This window comes from Massilia sp. ST3 (assembly GCF_018119405.1).
GTDB lineage: Bacteria > Pseudomonadota > Gammaproteobacteria > Burkholderiales > Burkholderiaceae_D > Telluria.
In genome coordinates this window covers 1-18,475 of sequence record NZ_JAGPWC010000087.1, presented here as the reverse complement: position 1 = coordinate 18,475, position 18,475 = coordinate 1, and the positions used below count along the sequence as shown (strand labels likewise).

The following is an 18,475-nucleotide window of genomic DNA, read 5'->3' as shown; positions in this document are numbered from 1 at the left end:
GCAGCACGCGAGCGCGGCCGCGACGAGGCGCGCGCACTGCGCCATGACATCGAACGCAACACCTGGGAAGCGCGCGGCCGCATGGACGCGGCGGCGGAGCATACCCGTTCGCGCGTGCGCGACGCCGCCGCCCAGGCGCGCGGCTGGCTCGACGAACTGGTGAACGCTTTCGACCACCGCAGCCCGGCCATCACCAACTCCGCCCTGCTGGGCGGCGGGGTGCTGGGCCTGACCGGCCTGGCGCGCCGTTCGCCGCTGGGCGTCCTGCTCGGCCTGGGCGCGCTGGCCCTCCTGGTCAAGAGCGGCGGCGGCGCGCGCCTGGCCGGCATGGTGCGCGGCCGCAGCCTCGGAGGGCGCATCGAGGTCGAGAGAGCGATCGAGATCGACGCCGCGCCCGAAGAGGTCTACGACGCCTGGTCGAACTACGACAACTTCCCGCGCTTCATGTCGCACGTGAGCGAAGTGCGCGACCTGGGCCACCGCCGTTCGCACTGGGTGGTCAAGGGCCCGGGCGGCAGCGAATATTCCTGGAACGCCGTCATGACGGAACAAGCCCGTCCCGACCACATGGCCTGGCGCAGCGAACCCGGCTCCGAGATCGAACAGGAAGGCGCGGTGAGCTTCGAGCCGGTGCGCGGCGGCACCCGGGTCACGGTGCGCATGGCGTACACGCCGCCGGGCGGCGCCTTCGGCCACGGACTGGCGCGCATGCTCGGCGAGGACCCGGAACGCCGGATGGGCGAGGACCTGGCGCGCATGAAGTCCTTCATCGAGCGCGGCGTGACGCCGTACACGGCCCACCACACGCCCGCCAGCGACCGAACGCTGCATTGACACCATGGCCACTATCACCGACGCCACCCTGGATGCGATCCGCTCGCAGGCCGTGGCGGTCACGGGCGCCGCGGGCGACTACGACGCCCTGCTCGACCTGGTGGGCAACGCCCGCTTCGTGCTCCTGGGCGAAGCCACCCACGGCACCCACGAGTTCTACGCCGAGCGGGCGCGCATCACGCGCCGCCTGATCGAGGAGAAGGGCTTCACCGCCGTGGCGGTGGAAGCCGACTGGCCGGACGCCTACCGGGTCAACCGCTACGTGCGCGGCCAGGGCCAAGACCCGGACGCGCGCACCGCCCTGTCGGGCTTCGAGCGCTTCCCGGCCTGGATGTGGCGCAACACCGCCGTGCTCGAGTTCGTCGAGTGGCTGCACGGGCATAACGCATCGGCCGGCACCGGGGCCGGCTTCTACGGGCTCGACCTGTACAGCCTGTACACCTCGATCCACGAGGTGCTCGGCTACCTCGACCGGGTCGACCCGGCGGCCGCGCGCGAGGCGCGCCGCCGCTACGCCTGCTTCGACCACTACGACCGCGACAGCCAGCAATACGGCTACGCGGCCAGCTTCGGCATGAGCGAATCCTGCGAACAAGGCGTCATGGCGGCCCTGCACGACCTGCAGCAGCGCGGCTTCGACTACATGCAGGGCGACGGCATCGACGCCGAGGACGCCTATTTCTGCGCCCAGCAGAACGCACGCCTGGTGAAGAACGCCGAGGAGTACTACCGCACCATGTTCCGCGGCCGGGTCTCGTCCTGGAACCTGCGCGATAGTCATATGGCCGAGACCCTGGACGCACTCGCGCGCCACCTTTCGCGCGACGGCAAGCCGGCGCGCATCGTCGTGTGGGAGCACAATTCCCACATCGGCGACGCTCGCGCCACCGAGATCGGGCGCATGGGCGAATGGAACGTGGGCGAGCTGGCGCGCAAGGCCTACGGCCAGGATACCTGCCTGATCGGTTTCTCGACCTACGAGGGACGGGTGACGGCCGCCTCGGAATGGGACGGGCCGGCCGAGCACAAGCACGTGCGGCCAGGACTGGCCGGCAGCTACGAGCACCTGCTGCACAGCACCGGGCTGGGCGACTTCTATGTGCCGCTGCGCGATCCCGGTCCGGCGCGCGACGCCTTGATGGAGGGGCGCCTGGAACGGGCCATCGGCGTGCTCTACCTGCCGCGTACCGAGCGCCAGAGCCATTATTTCATGGCCCAGCTGCCGCGCCAGTTCGACGCCGTGATCCACTTCGACCGGACCACGGCGGTGGTGCCGCTCGATCCGACCAGCGGCTGGCATTCGAGCGAACCGCCGGAGACCTATCCGCAGGGACTATAAGAGCGAGCCGCAGCTTGTGCGTCGGCTTGGCCGGGGCGCGCAGCCGGCTTCGACCGTCGACGCGTTCGAACGGATGATGATCCGCTTCGGGGGCGTAGGGTTGGCGGCTCTGCTGCCGACGCGCTCAACGGGCGCCGCCTGTGCTGTTCACCCATGGGTTGACCGCGTCGGCGGCGAAGCCGGCTGCGCGCCCTGGCCAACGCTACGCGCATTCGGCTGCCCTCTCCACTCTTCCGCTCACTCCCCCGGCGCCGCCAGCCCTGGCGACGCCGGCCGGACCTCCTTTGGTGACATGTCCTCGTCGAATACCGCGTAGCCGTCGCGTCCCTTCCCCTTGGCCATGTACAGCGCGGTATCCGCCGCCGCCAGCAGCTCTTCCTGCCCCTGGTTCGGCTGCGACAGCGCGATCCCCACGCTGCTCGATGCCTGGATCGGCCCCTTGCTGGTCTCGATCGGCACCCGCATCGAGGCCACGATCTTGGCGCCGATGCGCTCCGCCTCGGCGCGCGTGGAAATCTCTTCCAGGATCACCACGAATTCGTCGCCCGACAGGCGCGCCGGGGTGTCGGTGTTGCGCACGCCCGCCGTCAGGCGGCGCGCGAATTCCTTCAGCACCTCGTCGCCCACGCCGTGCCCATAGCTGTCGTTGATGCGCTTGAAGTGGTCGACGTCGAGGTAGGCCAGGGCCAGCCGCTTGCCGCTGCGCCGCGCGCGGTCGAGCGCATGCTGCAGGGTTTCGGTGAACATCCGCCGGTTGGCGATCCCGGTCAGGGTGTCGACGCGGGTCAGCTGCACCAGCTGGGCCTCGACTTCCTTGGTGTGTGTCACGTCGTGCTTGAGCGCATACACGCCGGCCACCGTGCCGTCGGGCTGGATATCGGGAATGAAGGTTCCTTGCAGGAAGCGCGGCGCGCCCTGCGCCTGCAGTTCGACTTCGCCGGTGACGCTGCGCCCCGCATAGGCTTCGTCGAGGATGTCGCGCACCTGGCCGTAGGCTTCGCGCCCCATCAGGTCCGACAGGCGCATGCCCACCAGTTCCTCGGGCCGCACGCCGAACCATTTCTCGAAGGTAGCGTTACCAAACTGAAAACGCCGCTCGCGGTCCAGGTAGGCGATCAGCACCGGCAGGTTGTCCGCGATCAGGCGCAGCCGCTTCTCGGTGGCGCTGCGCTCGCCCTCCGCCTTCTCGCGCTCGGCCATCAGTTCGTAGAAGGCGCGGCCCAGCTCGCCGATCTCGTCCTTGCGGCCGTCGCGCAGCACGGCGATGTCGGTGGCGTCATGGCGGATGGACCAGACTCGGTCGCGCAGCGCCTCGAGCGGGCCCAGCAGGCGGAACACCAGCACCCAGGCCAGCATGCCGGATGCCAGGGCCAGCCCGAGGGCGCCGAAGAAGGCGTTGCGGCGCATCTCGGCCAGCGGCGCGAAGGCCTCGTCGGTCGGATAGCGCGCCGCCAGGATCCAGCCGGTCGAACGGAGCCGCTTGTAGGCGTAGATGGATTCGCGCCCGTCCTTGCTGGTCGCCTCCAGCCAGCCTTCGTAGCCCTTCAGGGCGCGCTCGGTGCCGTTGTTGTTGCCGGGCTTGGCGAAGACCGGCTGCATGACGCGGTCCTTGTCCGGATGGTCGATCAGGATGCCTTGCGCGCTCATGAGGAACAGGTAGCCGGTCTTGCCCGGCCTGAGGGCGCCGATCTGGCGCAGGAAGCCCGAGCCCTGCAGGTCGACGCTCGCCACCAGCACCTGCTCCACCTCGCCGGCGGGGTTGCGGATCGGCGCCGCGAAGATGACCACGTTCTTGTCCGACAGGCGGCTGCGCAAGGGTTCGGAAATCACGCTGGCGCGGGTGCGCATGACCCGCTCGAAGTAGTCGACGCCGGCGGCGTTCAGGTGGCGGCCGACGGGGAACTCGCGCAAGGTGACCACCATTTCGCCCGAGCGCGCCAGGGTCAGGAAGTTCAGGTAGTCGTTGCCCCACATCCGGGCCTGCACATCCAGGTATTGCTGCATCAGCATGTTGTCGGACAGCGCGGCGGCAGGAACATTGGCCGCCACCGCCTCCACCTGGCGCAAGCGGTCGCCGATGCGGTCGTCCATGAACGACACGGCGCCGGTGAGCATGGTGAACTGCTGGTTGCCGATCACTTCCTTCATGCCGCGCTCGGCCACCGACAGGGTCGACAGCGTCACCAGCAAGGTCGTGACGAATACCAGCGCCGCGGCCACGCAGGCCAGGCGGAACTTGAGGTTCGGTGACGACACGCGTGAGCCAGGCTTATGCATGAGATGAGCTTTGTTGGCTGATCGACAACCAAGTATTACACATAATTAGGTCGCGCGACCGAATTGTGCCTTTCGTGTGCAGCTTTCGCCACTGTCGAGCCGCCGGGATTTCCGCTAGGATGGTGGATTGATCTGTTTGCCACGAGGGACCCCATGAGTAAATACACCTTGCACATCAACGGCAAGGCCCAGGCGGTCGAGGTCGAGCCGGAGACGCCCCTGCTGTGGGCATTGCGCGACACCCTGGGCCTGGTAGGCACCAAGTACGGGTGCGGACTCGGCCAGTGCGGCGCCTGCACCGTCCACCTCGACGGCGTGCCGGCGCGTTCCTGCCTGACGCCGGTGTCCAGCGTCGGCAAGCAGAAGATCACCACCATCGAAGGCCTGGACGCCAAGGCCAGCCACCCGCTGCAGCTGGCCTGGCAGGAGCTGGACGTGCCGCAGTGCGGCTACTGCCAGGCGGGCCAGATCATGAGCGCCTGCGCCCTGCTCAAGCAGCACCCGAAGCCGAGCGACGCCCAGATCGACGCGGCCATGGCGGGTAACCTGTGCCGCTGCGCCACCTATACCCGCATCCGCGCCGGCATCCACCGCGCGGCCGAGATCGCCTCCACCGGAAAGGGCAAGGCATGAGCGCCCCGCTGTCTTCCTCGCGCCGCGGTTTCCTGCGCAGCGGCGCCATCGGCGGCGCCTTCCTGCTCGGCATGTCGGCCGAGGGCGTGCTGGCCGCCGCTACCGGCGCGGCCGGCGCGGCAGGCGCAGACTTCGTGCCCAATGCCTTCATTCGCATCGCGCGCGACGGCCGCGTGACCCTGGTCTCCAAGCAGCCGGAGATCGGCCAGGGCATCAAGACTTCCTTGCCGATGGTGCTCGCCGAGGAGCTCGACGTCGACTGGAAGGATGTGCGCATCGTGCAAGGCGACCTGAATCCGGCCTTCGGCAGCCAGGGCGCGGGCGGTTCGACCTCGACCCCGACCAACTACAACGACTTCCGCCGCCTGGGCGCCACCGCGCGCGCCATGCTGGTCCAGGCCGCGAGCCAGGCCTGGAAGGTCCCGGCCGCCGAGTGCACGACGGGGGGCGGATTCGTGGTCCACGGCCCGTCGAAGCGCCGCCTGGGCTACGGCGCCCTGGCCGGGGCCGCATCGAAGCTGGCGGTGCCGGCAGCCGAGGCGGTGGTGCTGAAGGACCCCGCCAGTTTCAAGCTGCTGGGCAAGCGCATCGGCGGCGTCGACAATGCGGCCATCGTCAGCGGCAAGCCCCTGTTCGGGATCGACGTCCAGGTGCCCGGCATGCTGTACGCGGTCTACGCCAAATGCCCGGTGTTCGGCGGCAAGGCCGTGCGCGCCAACCTGAATGCGATCAAGGCCATGCCGGGCGTCAAGGACGCCTTCATCGTCGAGGGCGCCGGCACCCTGAACAACCTGCGCCCGGGCGTGGCGATCGTCGCCACCTCGACCTGGAACGCGATGCGCGCGCGGCGCGCCCTGGAAGTGGAATGGGACGAAGGTCCCGGCGCCGGCCACAGCTGGGCAGATTTCACGGCCCAGGCCAAGGCCGCCAGCGCCAGGCCGGGCGCCAGCACGATGCGCAAGGACGGCGACGTGGCGGCGGCGCTCAAGGGCGCGGCCAGGACGGTCGAGGCGGCCTACAGCTACCCCTTCATCTCGCACGCCAGCATGGAGCCGCAGAACTGCACCGCCTGGATCAAGGACGACGGCGCGCTGGAACTGTGGGCGCCGACCCAGAACCCGGGCGCCGGCCAGGCCTTGGTGAGCAGCCTATTCAATATCCCGAAAGAAAAGATCACCCTGCACATCATCCGCAGCGGCGGCGGTTTCGGCCGCCGCCTGAGCTCGGACTTCATTGTCGAGGCGACCGCCATCGCGCTGAAGGTCAAGGCGCCGGTCAAGCTGACCTGGACCCGCGAGGACGACCTGCAGCACGACCACTTCCGCCCAGGCGGCTTCCACTTCCTGCGCGGCGGTGTCGACGCCCAGGGCAAGGCCGTGGCCTGGCACAACCATTTCGTGACCTTCGCCAACCGCGTCGAGCGCGAGGGCCAGAGCGTGCTGCAGCCGGGCAGCGGCGGCAACCTGTCGGGCGACGAGTTCCCCGGCCGCTGGCTGCCCAACGTCCAGCTCGAGCAGACCGCCCTGGAGTGCCGCGTACCGATGGGTCCGTGGCGCGCGCCGGGCAGCTGCGTGTTCGCCTGGGTCTTCCACAGCTTCATCGACGAACTGGCTCATGCGGGCGGACGCGATCCACTTGAATTCCGTCTGGAACTGCTTGGCGACAAGAGCGTAGTCCCGGGCACCGGCGAGCGCGGCCAGCCCTACAGCGTGGAACGCATGAAGGCGGTCCTGATGACGGCGGCCGACAAGGCCGGCTGGGGCAAGAAAAAGTTCCCCCGCGGCCAGGGCCAGGGCATCGCCTTCCATTTCAGCCACCGCGGCTATGTGGCCCAGGTGGCCGAGGTCACGGTCTCGCGCGACGGCAAGCTGAAGGTGGACCGGGTGGTGGTGGCGACCGACATCGGCGCCCAGATCGTCAACCTGTCGGGCGCCGAGAACCAGGTCGAGGGTTCGGTGATCGACGGCCTGTCGACCCTGATGTTCCCCGAGCTGAACATCGAAGCGGGCCGCATCGTGCAAAGCAATTTCCACGACTACGGGCTGCTGCGCATGCCGGACGCGCCCGCCAAGATCGAAGTGCATTTCGTCAAGTCGGACTATCCGGTCACCGGCCTGGGCGAACCGGCCCTGCCGCCGCTGGCGCCGGCGGTGTGCAATGCGATCTTCGCGGCGACCGGCAAGCGCGTGCGCGAGCTGCCGCTCTCGAAGACCGACCTCAGCTGGACCTGAGGCCGCTTCCGTCCTGGTTTCCCTCGTTCCGGCGCGCCGCCGCGTGCGCCGGATCAGTGTCCCTGGCGCCGTGCTGTTCGAGGATGCCGGTTGCCTGCTCGAGGCGCGCCGGGTCCTCGGCCGTGACGGTGATGACGCACTTGCCGATTTCCAGCCCCGGGGTGTATACGTCCTTGTAGTCGGTGCCGCCCTTCACCGCAGGCGAATCGCCGACGGTGAAGTTGGCTTCCGACGGGCCGGCCTCGTCGCCGGTATGGCTGATCTCGATGCTGTCGCGCTCGAATCCGGCGTCGAGCAGCGCCTGGCGCGCACGTTCGGCGTCCGCGATGTCGTCGATCACGCGGAGGATCTGGTTGTTCATGGCGGCTCCTTCTGTCGATGGCACCACCGTAGCAGAAACGCCGGCGCCCCGGCGCTCATTCCGGACGGCGGTTCGCCTCCTGCCCGGCTTTCGCCCGCGCCAGATAGGCGCGCAGGTCGTCGAAGCCGACGGCGCCGCGGCGCCCGGCGTCGATCTCGTCGAAATGCCTGGCGACAAAGCCGAAGCCCTTGGCCTCGTCCGGCGTCAGGCTGCCGTTGCCGTCCCGGTCGGCGGCCCGGAATTGCGCCTCCAGCTTGTCCAGCGCCTGGGCGCGCAGCGCCGTGCCCGCCGCCGGCGGCGGTGCGGCGGAACGGTTGCGCAGCGCCGGCGGCACCTGGCCATCGACGCCGGTCTGGGCCTGGGCGCCAGCCGCGCCTGCGAGCAGAACGAATAGGGTCATGATTTTCATTGTGCCACCGATACGCTGTTGTAGAAGGCGCGCAGGTCCGCCTTCTGGAGGCGGCGCACGCGGTCGTCGAGGTAGCTCATGTGCCCGCTGTCGTAGTTGCGAATCTGGATGCCGGCATTCGGTCCCAGCCGCGCCAGGTCGAGCTCGGTCTGGTAGAACGGCGTCGCCAGTTCATGATAGCCGCTCATGGCGAGTACCTTCAAGCCTGGATTGAGCGTCAGGGCCGCGGCCAGGTCGGGGATCGTGTCCGGCAGCGCCTTGCCGTCGTGGCTGAAGTTCCATTGGTTGAGCACATTGTTGGAGCCCAGGTAGGACGTGAGCGCGGTATAGCGCAGTTCGGTCTCCAGGTAAGTGCGGATGGTGTTGTTGAACACGCCGCCCACCAGGTTGATCGAGGGGTCGCCCCCGGCCACCAGCGCACTGCCGGTGGGCGCCTTCACCCGGGCGTCGTAGCGCCCGATCGCCTGCCCCGGCAGCAGGCGCGCGCGGTAGGCGCCCGGCGTCATCGAAAAATCCTGGCGCCAGGTCTGCACCGGCAAGCCGGTGTCGGCGGCCAGCCGCGCCAGCGTGGCCTCGCTGGGCGGCGCGCCGCTGGCCAGGAAGGCGCCGACCTCGCTGCGGTAGCTGCCCGCGGCGAACTCGCGCGCGCGTTGCAGCACCGATGAGAAGTCGGTCGGCAGGCTGCCGTTCTGGTGGTAGGCCGAGACCGCCACATAGCTCGGGATATAGCCTTCGCAGCTGGCCTGGCCCGGATTGAACACCCCGCAATTGCTGTTGTAGTCCATGGCGGCCGACTGCAGCATGACGCCGGTCACGCGCACCCCCGCGCTCTCGAGCAGGTTGGCCAGCACCGCCGTGCGCGGCGCGCCGTAGGATTCGCCGAACAGGTAGACCGGCGACGCCTGCCGGTTGTTGGCGGCGAGATAGCGGCGCACGAAGTCGCGGAAGGCCGCCGCATCCTGGTCGACGCCCCAGAACTGGGCGTTGGTGTACGGCGCCACCGCCTGCGAATAGCCGGTGCCGACGGCGTCGACGAAGACCAGGTCGGAATGGTCGAGCAGGGTTTCCTGGTTGTCGACCATCTGTACCGGCGTGGCGGGCGGCTCGGTGGACGGGAAGGTGGTGGCCAGCCGGCGCGGGCCGAAGGCGCCCAGGTGCAGCCAGAGCGAGGCCGAACCCGGCCCGCCGTTGTAGAAGAAGGTCAGCGGCCGCTGCGCCGCCGGCAGTGTGCCGGCGGTATAGGCGACATAGAAGAAGGAGGCTGCCGGCCGCCCTGTTTGCAGGTCGGTGGCCGTCAGGTGGCCCGTGGTGGCGCTGTAGTCGAGCGGACGTCCGTCGAGGGTGATGCGGGTCTGGACCGTGGCGGCGCGCTCCTCGGCGCCCGCCAGCGAGGCCGTGGCCGCGCCCGAATACAGCACCGGGTCGGCGTAGCTGCCCGGCAGCGCGGAGACAGGGGGCGGCGGTGGCGGGACCGGCGCCACCGCCTGTGGCGGCGGGCTGTCGCCACCGCCGCCGCAGGCCGCCAGGGCGGCGGCCAGGGCGGATGCGAGCAGCAGGCTGGCCAGGTGCGGCCGTCGGGCGGGACTGCGAGTAGCCATGATCGTCCTCGTGGAAATCGGGCGGGTATGGCCCGATTATGCACCGACTGCGGCAGAACTCAACAGTAATCAGGAGGATCGCGGGGAGACTGCCGGATCAGGGACGCTTCAACTGGCCGATGACGCTTGCCACCTTGGTCGTGATCACATCGACCGCCGGGCCATTCGCGCCGTGGGGCAGGATCACGTCGGCGTGGCGCTTGGTCGGTTCGATGAATTGCTTGTGCATCGGCCGCACCGTCTCCAGGTACTGGCCGACGATGCTCTCCAGCGAACGGCCGCGCTCGGCGATATCGCGCTGCAGGCGGCGGATGAAGCGGACGTCGGGGGCGGTGTCGACGAAGATCTTCAGCGACATCATCTTGCGCAGGTCGGCGTCATACAGGGCGAACAGGCCTTCGATCACGATCACCGGGGCCGGCTTGACCGGGATGGTCTTGTTCGAGCGGTTGTCGATCGTGAAGTCGTATTCCGGCATCTCGATCGCTTCGCCATTGCGCAGGGCGCGCACGTGCTGCACCAGCAGCGGCCAGTCGAAGGCCTGGGGATGGTCGTAATTCTGCTTGCGGCGGACTTCGGGGGTGAGGTGGGACTGGTCGCAGTAGTAGTCGTCCTGCATCACGACCGAGACCATGTCGGCGCCGAACGACGCCAGCACCTGCTGGGTCACCGTTGACTTGCCACTGCCGCTTCCGCCAGCGACGCCAATGACAAACGGGGAAAAGGAAATCTGATTCATCCCCGAATGATACCGGAGCGGCGGCCGAACCGACAGGGGCCGGTCCGACATGCCGCTCGGCAATCGATCCCGGTCTAGCCGGGAATCACCGCGGTCGCCTCGATCTCGACCCGCGCCCGGTCTTCCATCAGCGCGCTCACCTGCACCGCGCTCATGGCGGGGTAATGGCGCCCGATGGTGTCGCGGTAGGCCGCCCCGAGGGCGGCCCCGGCATCCAGGTACTCGCGCTTGTCCACCACGTACCAGGTCATGCGCACGATGTGTTCCGGGCCGGCGCCGGCCTCGCGCAGCACCGCCACGATGTTTTCCAGCGCCTGGCGCGCCTGGCCCACGAAGTCGTCGGTCTGGAAGCGTCCCTCGGCGTCCCAGCCGATCATGCCGCTGACAAACACCTGGCGGCCGCTGGCCGCGATGCCGTTCGAATAACCTTTCGGGCGTGGCCAGCCCGCGGGCTGCAGGGTTTCCATCATCGTTGTTCCTTGGTGGCGGCGAGCAGTTCGCGCGCGATGATCAAGAGTTGCACTTCGCTGGCGCCTTCGTAGATGCGCAGGGCGCGGATTTCGCGGTACAGGCTTTCCACAATGCGGCCGCTCTGCACGCCCTGGCCGCCGAACAGCTGGACGGCGGCGTCGATGACGCGCTGGGCCGACTCGGTGGCGGTGAGCTTGGCCATCGCCGCTTCCTTCGTCACCTTGCGGCCGCCGTCGCGCATCCAGGCCGCGCGGTAAGTCAGCAGCGCGCTGGCGTCGATGTCGGTCGCCATCTGCGCCAGCCTGGCCTGGGTCAGCTGGAAGTCCGCCAGGGTCTTGCCGAACATGGGACGCGCCTGCGCATGGGCGAGCGCCTCGTCCAGGGCGCGCCGCGCGAAGCCCAGCGCCGCGGCGGCCACCGAGGTGCGAAACACGTCGAGCGTCGCCATGGCGATCTTGAAGCCCTGCCCTTCGGCGCCCAGCAGGCGCGCCGCCGGCACCCGGCAGCCATCGAAGGACAGGCGCGCCAGCGGATGCGGGGCGATCACGTCGATGCGTTCGGCGATCCGCAAGCCCGGCGTATCGGCATCGACGATGAAGGCCGAGATGCCCTTGGCGCCGCGGCCGCCCTCGCCGCCGCCGTCGCCGGTACGGGCAAAGACCACGTAGAAGTCGGCGATGCCGCCGTTCGAGATCCAGGTCTTCTCGCCGTCCAGCACCCAGCCGCCGCCGTCGCGGCGCGCGGCGCACTGCATGGCGGACACGTCGGAACCGGCCTGCGGTTCGGACAGCGCGAAGGCCGCGATCGCATCGCCGGCCGCCACGCGCGGCAGGTAGGCCTGTTTCTGCTCCTCGGCGCCGAACAGCGAGATCGCGCCGCTGCCCAGGCCCTGCATGGCGAAAGCGAAATCCGCCAGGCCCGCGTGGCGCCCCAGGGTTTCACGGATCAGGCAGATGGCGCGGGTGTCGATGCTGTCGACCGCGCCGCCGTAGGCCGTGCCGCCGACCGCGTGGCGCAGCCAGCCGGCCTGGCCCAGGCCCTTGACCAGGGCGCGGCAGGCGGCGTCGACGTCATGGCCGTGGGCCGCATCCAGGTGGGCCGCGGCCCAGCAATCCAGCTCGCGCGCCAGCGCGCCATGGCGCGGCTCGAAGAACGGCCAGTCAAGGTGTTCGAGACGTTCCATCAATCCCCCTCGAAGCTGGGCTGCTGCCTGGCCACGAAAGCGTGGTAGGCGCGGTGGAAGTCGTTGGTGGCCATGCAGATCGCCTGCGCCTGGGCCTCGGCCTCGATGGCCTCGTCCACGCCCATGTTCCATTCCTGCTGCAGCATCTTCTTGGTCATGCCATGGGCGAAGGTCGGCCCCTGGGCCAGGGCCGCGGCCAGCGCCTGGGCCTGCGCCAGCACCGCATCAGGTTCGCACAGGCGGTTGTAGAAGCCCCAGCGCTCGCCCTCTTCCCCGCTCATCGAGCGGCCGGTGTAGAGCAGCTCGGCCGCGCGGCCCTGGCCGATCACGCGCGGCAGCAGCGCGCAGGCGCCCATGTCGGCGCCGGCCAGGCCCACCCGCGTGAACAGGAAGGCGGTGCGGCTGCGCGCGGTGGCGTAGCGCAGGTCCGAGGCCAGCGCCAGGATCGCGCCGGCGCCGGCGCACACGCCGTCCACCGCGGCCACGACCGGCTGCGGGCAGGCGCGCATGGCCTTCACCAGGTCGCCCGTCATGCGCGTGAAAGCCAGCAGGCCCGGCATGTCCAGCCTGGTGAGCGGGCCGATGATCTCGTGCACGTCGCCGCCCGAGCAGAAGTTCTCGCCCGCGCCGGTGATGACCACGGCCTTGACGTCGTCCGCATAGGCCAGCGCGCGGAACAGCTCGCGCAGCTCGGCGTAGGACTCGAAGGTGAGCGGGTTCTTGCGCTCGGGCCGGTTGAGGGTGATGGTGGCGACGCCGCCCTCGAGCGCGAACAGGAAGTGCTGCGCCTGGTGGCCGGCAAAGCTGGCGCGGCTGCCCGGCAGCCGGTGCGCCTCGCCCGGAAGATAATGCATGGATGGCTCCTGTGATCTGTCGTGAATGGGTGGGTCAGCCTTCGAGCAGGCGCGCCGCCACCTGCTGCGGACTGAGGCCGGCGCTGGCCGCCTGCAGCGCGCGCTCGCGCTCCAGGTTGCGTTCCAGCTGCAGCTTGCCGGCCCGGTACTGGCGCGGCCAGGCGGCGCCGGTATAGCCGATGCGGGCGGCTTCCAGCAGGGTCCAGGCCGGGTTGGCCAGGTGCGGGCGGGCCACGGCGCACAGGTCGGCGCGCCCGGCGGCGATGATGCTGTTGACGTGGTCGGCCTCGTAGATGGCGCCCACCGCGATGGTCGGGATGCCCGCCTCGTTGCGAATGCGGTCCGAGAACGGGGTCTGGAACATGCGCCCGAACACGGGTTTTTCCAGCTTGCTGACCTGGCCCGAGGAGCAGTCGATCATGTCCGCCCCCGCTTCCTTGAACAGGCGCGCGATCTCGACCGCGTCCGCCGGCGTGACGCCGCCCTCGACCCAGTCGTGGGCCGAGACGCGCACGCTGATGGGGCGGTCCTGCGGCCAGGCGGCGCGCACCGCCGCGAAGACTTCCAGCGGATAGCGGCAGCGGTTTTCCAGGCTGCCGCCGTAGGCGTCGCCGCGCAGGTTGGTCAGCGGCGAGATGAAGCTGGACAGCAGGTAGCCGTGGGCGCAGTGCAGCTCCAGCCAGTCGAAGCCGGCTTCGGCCGCGGCTTCGGTGGCGCGCACGAAGTCCCGCTTGATCCGTTCCAGGTCGTCCGGGGTGGCCGCGCGCGCGGTCTGCGATACGCCCTCGATGTACTGCTGGCTGGAGGCGGCCACCAGCGGCCAGTTGCCCTCATCCAGCGGCAAGTCGATGCCGTCCCAGGCCGCCCGGGTCGAGCCCTTGGCGCCCGCGTGGCCGAGCTGTACGCCGATGCGGGCGTCGGTCGCGCCGTGCACGAAATCCACGATGCGCTTCCAGGCCGCCGTGTGCTCGGGCGTGTACAGGCCGGGGCAGCCCGGCGTGATGCGGGCGTCGGCCGAGACGCAGGTCATCTCGGCCATCACCAGGGCCGCGCCGCCCATGGCGCGCGCGCCCAGGTGGGCCAGGTGGTAGTCGCCGACCGTGCCGTCCTCGGCGGAGTACTGCGCCATGGGCGAGACCACCACCCGGTTCTTGAGCAGCACCCCGCGCACCCTATACGGCGTGAACATCGGCGGCACCGGTCCTTCCGGCGCAGGCACGCCGGCCTGCAGCGCGGCGCGCTGCGCGAACCAGCGCTCGAAGCCGGCCACGTAGTCCGGATCGCGCAGGCGCAGGTTCTCGTGCGACAGGCGCTGGCTGCGCGTCAGCAGAGAATAGGCGAACTGCTCGGCCTCCATCGCCGTATAGCGCGCCACGTTCTCGAACCATTCCATCGAATTGCGCGCCGCGCTCTGCAGCTTGAGCACCTCGACCATGCGCAGGTCCTGGTAGCGCGCCAGGGCAGCGTCGATGTCGCCGCCGTCGAGCGCCCGCGCCAGCTCGATCGCATCCTCCAGCGCCAGCTTGGTGCCGGAGCCGATCGAGAAGTGGGCGGTGTGGGCGGCGTCGCCCATCAGCACCAGGGGTACGCGGCGCCCGTCCAGTTCCAGGCGATGCACCCAGTTGCGGCAGGCCAGGCGCGGGAAGCGGATCCACATCGCCGAGCCGCGCAGGTGGGCGGCATTGGCCATCAGGGCGTGGCCGTCCAGGTGGCGCGCGAACAGGCGCTCGCAGAAGGCCAGCGCGTCCGCCTGCTCCATCGACTCCAGCCCGGCGGCGCGCCAGGTCGATTCCAGGGTCTCGACGATGAAGGTCGAGGTTTCGCCGTCGTACTGGTAGGCGTGGGCCTGGAACCAGCCGTGCTCGGTCTCCTCGAAGGCGAAGGTGAAGGCGTCGAAGCGCTTGCGGGTGCCGAGCCAGACGAAGCGGCACAGGCGCGGCTCGGTCTCGGGCTGGAACACATCGGCATGGCGCTGGCGGATGGCGCTGTTGACGCCGTCGCAGGCGACCACCAGGTCGGCCCGGTAGCGCCGCGCCAGCTCGGCCTCGTCGCACACGTCCTGCTCGAACACCAGTTCCACGCCGAGCGCGCGGCAGCGCTCCTGCAGGATATTGAGCAGGCGCTTGCGCGAGATGCCGCAGAAGCCATGGCCGCCGGAGGTGACGGTGCGGCCCTTGAAATGCACGTCGATGTCGTCCCAGTGGTTGAACGACTGCAGGATGTCGCGGGCGCTGGGCTCGTCCGCCTGCGCCAGGTGGCCCAGGGTCTGGTCGGAAAACACCACGCCCCAGCCGAAAGTGTCGCTCGGGCGGTTGCGCTCGACCACCACCACCGTATGCTCCGGATGGCGCTTCCTGGTCAAGAGGGCGAAGTACAGGCCGGCCGGGCCGCCGCCTACGCACACGATGTTCATTCATGCTCCCCGTTCTGGTGTTGCGCGTATATTACATGGGGAGATACTTTAAGTGTCAAGCAAATGCCGCGCACCATTTCCCGGCGCGGGAACAATGTTTAAATATTTAGTACAATCAAGCAATGACCATGCACCGCACCGGTCGCGTGCAGACAAAACCAATTCACTACGCAAACTTGGCGACCCGATGAAAATCTCTGACCGGATTGCGCATTCCCGCCCCCTGGCCACCACGGCCATGCATGGGCGTGCCGACGCATTGCGTCTCGCAGGCGAACAGGTCATCGACTTTTCGATCGCCATCTCCCACTTCCCCGCCCCGCCGGCCGTGCTGGACGCCGTGCTCGCCGCGGTCGAGGACCAGCGGGCCATGCCCTATGCCGACGTGATCGGGGTGCCGGAAGTGCGCTCGTCGCTGGCGGCCAAGCTGCGCCAGGAAAACGGCATCGACGCCACGGCCGACGAGATCATCGTCACCAACGGCGCCAAGCAGGCCTATTACCAGGCGCTGTACGCGATGACCGATCCGGGCGACCGGGTGGCCGTGTTCCGCCCCTACTGGCCGGCCTACCTGGCCACCGCCCAGCTGCTCGGGCTGGAGGTCGTGCTGGCCGACCTGCCCGACACGCTGACGCCGGAGAGCCTCGACGCTCTGGGCCCGGTCAAGGTCCTGGTCATCAACAACCCGCACAATCCCACCGGCAAGGTGTACACCCGGGCCGAGGTCGAGCACCTGCGCGACTGGTCCCTGCGCACCGGGGGCCACGTGATCATCGACGAGAGCTACGAGCACCTGATCTTCGAGGGTAGCCATGTCAGCCTGGCCAGCCTGTGCGACTGGCGCGAGGCCGGCGTGGTCACCCTGTTCTCGGCCTCGCAGAGCTACGCCATGATGGGCTGGCGGGTGGGCTTCGCCGTCGCCCCCGGCAACCTGGTGCAGGCGATGCAGAACCTGCAGGGACCGGTCACGGCTGCCGCGCCCTACCTGTCGCAGATTGCCGGCGCGGCCGCATTTGCGACCGGCACCCCGCACGCCCTGATGCGCGACTACCGCGCGCGCCGCGACGCCGTCGTGCGCCGCTTCGCCGAGGCGCCCTGGATGAACATGCCGGCGCCGGCCTCGGGCCCCTACCTGTGGGGCGACGTGCGCGCGCTGACGCGCGACACCCTGGCCTTCGCCGACGCCCTGCTGGAGCAGGAAAAAGTGGCGGTGATGCCGGGCGAAGCCCTGGGCGTGCCCGGCTTCATCCGTCTCGGCTACATCTCGGACGACGAGGCCACCCTGCTCGAGGGTGTAGACCGCATCATCGCCTTTGGCGACCGCGCCGGCGGCCGCCATCCGGGGCCGGGAAGCCGATGAGCTCCGTGCTTGGCCGCTTCCGCCTCAACAGCCTGCGCAGCAGGCTGATGCTGCTGGTTGCGCTGGCCATCACGCCGATCGCGATCGTGACGGTGCTGGGCGGCCTGCGCGAACGCGAGGCGGCGATCCGGGCGTCCGAGGAAAACCTCAAGCGCCTGACCGGCCTGGCGGCGGCCAACGAAGCCCAGTCGATCGAGCGCGCGCGCCAGATCCTGGTCGACCTGACCACCGTGCCCGACCTGATGAGCGGTCCGGCGCGCTGCAACGCGCTGCTGGCGGACGTCCTCGACCGCAACGAAGGCTATGTCAACTTCGGCCTGATCCGGATGGACGGCGAAGTCACCTGCAGCGCGGTGCCGATGCTGCACCCGGTGAACCTGGGCGACCGCCGTCACTTCAAGCGCGCGGTGTCGGAACGCCGCTTCATCGCCGGCGACTATGTGTTCGGGCGCGTGATCCGCAAGCACACCATCAACCTGACCTATCCGGTGATCGACCGCCGCGGCCAGGTAGTGGCGGTGGTGTTCGCGGCCATGGACCTGGCCGGCCTCGACACCTTCGTCAACGACATCAGCCTGGCGCCGGGCTCGATCCTGGAAACCGCAGACTCCTCGGGCTCGCTGATCTCGCGCCGGCCCGACCCGGAACGCTACTTCGGCCAGAAGATCTCCCCAAGCCTGCGCGAGGCGATGCGCGGCCCGCACCAGCGCGCCGTGGTGGTGCGCGGCGAGGACGGCGTCGAGCGCCTGCACGCCTTCGCCCGCGTCGGTCCGCCCTCGCTGTCCGAATACACGGTAACCATCGGCGTGCCGACCGCCACCATCACCGCGGTGGCGCGCGAAGCCCAGCTGATGTCGCTGCTGGGCCTGGGCGCGACCACCCTGCTGGCCATGCTCGCGGCCTGGCTGGCCGGCGACAAGCTTATCGTGCAGCGGGTGCGCAAGCTGATGGTCACGGCGCGCCGCATCGCCGCTGGCGACCTCGATGCGCGCAGCGGCATCGAGTACGGACGCGAGGAGATCGGACGCCTGGCGCAGGCGCTGGACGAAATGGCCGAGACGCTGCAAAAGAAGGAGTCGGCCCGCAGCCTGGCCGAGCGCGAGCTGCGCGCCGCCGACCAGCGCAAGGACGAATTCCTGGCGATGCTGGCCCATGAGCTGCGCAATCCGCTGGCGCCGATCAGCACCGGCGCCCACCTGCTCAAGCTGCTGCACTCCGACAATGCCCAGATCACCCAGACCTGCGCCATCATCGCGCGCCAGGTCGAGCACATGACCAGCCTGGTCGACGACCTGCTGGACGTTTCGCGCGTCACGCGCGGCCTGGTCTCGCTCTCGACGCAGGTGCTGGACCTGCGCAACGTGGTCGACGACGCGGCTGAACAGATCCGCCCCCTGATCACGGCGCGCCGCCACAAGGTGATCCTGGAACTGCCGGACGGCCCCGCCAACGTCAAGGGCGACCACAAGCGCCTGGTGCAGGTGGTCGCCAACCTGCTCGGCAACGCCACCAAGTACACGCCCGAAGGCGGCCACATCACCCTCCAGCTCAAGGAGAGCGGCGCCGACTACGTGCTCAGCGTGACTGACGACGGCATCGGCATGGAGCCGGGCCTGGTGGCGCGCGTATTCGACCTGTTTACCCAGGCCGAGCGCACGCCCGACCGCTCCCAGGGCGGGCTGGGACTGGGCCTGGCGCTCGCCAAAAGCCTGGTCGAGCTGCATGGCGGCAGCGTGGGCGCGGACAGCGCGGGCCTGGGCAAGGGCAGCACCT

Annotated in this window: 15 protein-coding genes; 6 read left to right on the top strand and 9 right to left on the bottom strand. The window is 69.4% G+C overall.

Annotated elements, in window-relative coordinates; genetic code table 11:
* Together KBW98_RS21270 and KBW98_RS21265 are read left to right on the top strand one after the other, a co-directional pair.
* Window positions 1-834 (top strand): SRPBCC family protein (locus tag KBW98_RS21270; RefSeq protein WP_211522170.1); only part of this gene is annotated, 834 nt, incomplete at its 5' end.
* A 4-nt stretch (window positions 835-838) separates the two neighbouring features.
* On the top strand, window positions 839-2,173 hold the full coding sequence (locus KBW98_RS21265; protein WP_211522169.1) for an erythromycin esterase family protein: 1,335 nt from the start codon (window positions 839-841) through the stop codon (window positions 2,171-2,173).
* Window positions 2,174-2,410: 237 nt separating this feature from the next.
* Here the strand turns inward: KBW98_RS21265 and KBW98_RS21260 are convergent, their stop codons facing one another.
* Window positions 2,411-4,429, bottom strand: coding sequence for a diguanylate cyclase domain-containing protein (locus tag KBW98_RS21260; RefSeq protein ID WP_373888984.1), 2,019 nt, complete (start codon window positions 4,427-4,429; stop codon window positions 2,411-2,413).
* Between the two features lie 174 nt (window positions 4,430-4,603).
* On the opposite strand from KBW98_RS21260, the gene KBW98_RS21255 reads away from it, so the two are divergent.
* Window positions 4,604-5,083, top strand: a complete 480-nt coding sequence (locus tag KBW98_RS21255; protein WP_211522167.1) for a (2Fe-2S)-binding protein — start codon at window positions 4,604-4,606, stop codon at window positions 5,081-5,083.
* Window positions 5,080-7,314 carry a molybdopterin cofactor-binding domain-containing protein gene (locus KBW98_RS21250; RefSeq protein WP_211522166.1) on the top strand — a complete coding sequence of 745 codons (2,235 nt, stop codon included), beginning with the start codon at window positions 5,080-5,082 and terminating at the stop codon, window positions 7,312-7,314. Before KBW98_RS21255 ends, KBW98_RS21250 begins: the two co-directional genes overlap by 4 nt.
* Here KBW98_RS21250 and KBW98_RS21245 read toward each other — a convergent pair.
* The 8 genes from KBW98_RS21245 to KBW98_RS21210 all read right to left on the bottom strand — a co-directional run bounded on the left by KBW98_RS21245 (window position 7,301) and on the right by KBW98_RS21210 (window position 15,342).
* Entirely contained in the window at window positions 7,301-7,675 is a 375-nt protein-coding gene (locus tag KBW98_RS21245) for a hypothetical protein (RefSeq protein ID WP_211522165.1), read from the bottom strand. The genes KBW98_RS21250 and KBW98_RS21245 overlap by 14 nt on opposite strands.
* A gap of 55 nt (window positions 7,676-7,730) precedes the next feature.
* Complete coding sequence (locus tag KBW98_RS21240) at window positions 7,731-8,075, bottom strand: EF-hand domain-containing protein (RefSeq protein WP_211522164.1); 345 nt, start codon at window positions 8,073-8,075, stop codon at window positions 7,731-7,733.
* Window positions 8,076-8,080: 5 nt separating this feature from the next.
* Window positions 8,081-9,682, bottom strand: a complete 1,602-nt coding sequence (locus KBW98_RS21235; protein WP_211522163.1) for a S10 family peptidase — start codon at window positions 9,680-9,682, stop codon at window positions 8,081-8,083.
* A 97-nt stretch (window positions 9,683-9,779) separates the two neighbouring features.
* Window positions 9,780-10,421: a uridine kinase gene (gene udk, locus KBW98_RS21230; protein WP_211522162.1), complete on the bottom strand. Its 642-nt coding sequence runs from the start codon at window positions 10,419-10,421 to the stop codon at window positions 9,780-9,782.
* 74 nt (window positions 10,422-10,495) lie between these two features.
* Window positions 10,496-10,888 (bottom strand): RidA family protein, encoded by a 393-nt coding sequence (locus tag KBW98_RS21225; RefSeq protein WP_211522171.1) that lies wholly within the window; start codon window positions 10,886-10,888, stop codon window positions 10,496-10,498.
* Window positions 10,888-12,075: an acyl-CoA dehydrogenase family protein gene (locus tag KBW98_RS21220; protein WP_211522161.1), complete on the bottom strand. Its 1,188-nt coding sequence runs from the start codon at window positions 12,073-12,075 to the stop codon at window positions 10,888-10,890. The genes KBW98_RS21225 and KBW98_RS21220 overlap by 1 nt, the downstream gene beginning before the upstream one ends.
* Entirely contained in the window at window positions 12,075-12,929 is an 855-nt protein-coding gene (locus tag KBW98_RS21215) for an enoyl-CoA hydratase family protein (protein WP_211522160.1), read from the bottom strand. The genes KBW98_RS21220 and KBW98_RS21215 overlap by 1 nt, the downstream gene beginning before the upstream one ends.
* A gap of 34 nt (window positions 12,930-12,963) precedes the next feature.
* A complete protein-coding gene (locus KBW98_RS21210; RefSeq protein WP_211522159.1) occupies window positions 12,964-15,342 on the bottom strand; it encodes a bifunctional salicylyl-CoA 5-hydroxylase/oxidoreductase in 2,379 nt (792 codons plus the stop codon).
* A 187-nt stretch (window positions 15,343-15,529) separates the two neighbouring features.
* Here KBW98_RS21210 and KBW98_RS21205 point away from each other — a divergent pair, with 187 nt between their 5' ends.
* A complete protein-coding gene (locus KBW98_RS21205) occupies window positions 15,530-16,702 on the top strand; it encodes a pyridoxal phosphate-dependent aminotransferase (RefSeq protein WP_211522158.1) in 1,173 nt (390 codons plus the stop codon).
* The coding region (locus tag KBW98_RS21200) for an ATP-binding protein (protein WP_211522157.1) at window positions 16,699-18,475 on the top strand (1,777 nt) is incomplete at its 3' end. The genes KBW98_RS21205 and KBW98_RS21200, both read left to right, overlap by 4 nt.

What these genes read in the sequence shown, in the direction of transcription:
- KBW98_RS21265 (WP_211522169.1), top strand. Translation starts at nt 839, where the DNA reads ATGGCCACTATCACCGACGCCACCCTGGATGCGATCCGCTCGCAGGCC.
- KBW98_RS21255 (WP_211522167.1), top strand. Translation starts at nt 4,604, where the DNA reads ATGAGTAAATACACCTTGCACATCAACGGCAAGGCCCAGGCGGTCGAG.
- KBW98_RS21250 (WP_211522166.1), top strand. Translation starts at nt 5,080, where the DNA reads ATGAGCGCCCCGCTGTCTTCCTCGCGCCGCGGTTTCCTGCGCAGCGGC.
- KBW98_RS21245 (WP_211522165.1), bottom strand. Translation starts at nt 7,675, where the DNA reads ATGAACAACCAGATCCTCCGCGTGATCGACGACATCGCGGACGCCGAA.
- KBW98_RS21240 (WP_211522164.1), bottom strand. Translation starts at nt 8,075, where the DNA reads ATGACCCTATTCGTTCTGCTCGCAGGCGCGGCTGGCGCCCAGGCCCAG.
- KBW98_RS21235 (WP_211522163.1), bottom strand. Translation starts at nt 9,682, where the DNA reads ATGGCTACTCGCAGTCCCGCCCGACGGCCGCACCTGGCCAGCCTGCTG.
- udk (WP_211522162.1), bottom strand. Translation starts at nt 10,421, where the DNA reads ATGAATCAGATTTCCTTTTCCCCGTTTGTCATTGGCGTCGCTGGCGGA.
- KBW98_RS21225 (WP_211522171.1), bottom strand. Translation starts at nt 10,888, where the DNA reads ATGGAAACCCTGCAGCCCGCGGGCTGGCCACGCCCGAAAGGTTATTCG.
- KBW98_RS21220 (WP_211522161.1), bottom strand. Translation starts at nt 12,075, where the DNA reads ATGGAACGTCTCGAACACCTTGACTGGCCGTTCTTCGAGCCGCGCCAT.
- KBW98_RS21215 (WP_211522160.1), bottom strand. Translation starts at nt 12,929, where the DNA reads ATGCATTATCTTCCGGGCGAGGCGCACCGGCTGCCGGGCAGCCGCGCC.
- KBW98_RS21210 (WP_211522159.1), bottom strand. Translation starts at nt 15,342, where the DNA reads ATGAACATCGTGTGCGTAGGCGGCGGCCCGGCCGGCCTGTACTTCGCC.
- KBW98_RS21205 (WP_211522158.1), top strand. Translation starts at nt 15,530, where the DNA reads ATGAAAATCTCTGACCGGATTGCGCATTCCCGCCCCCTGGCCACCACG.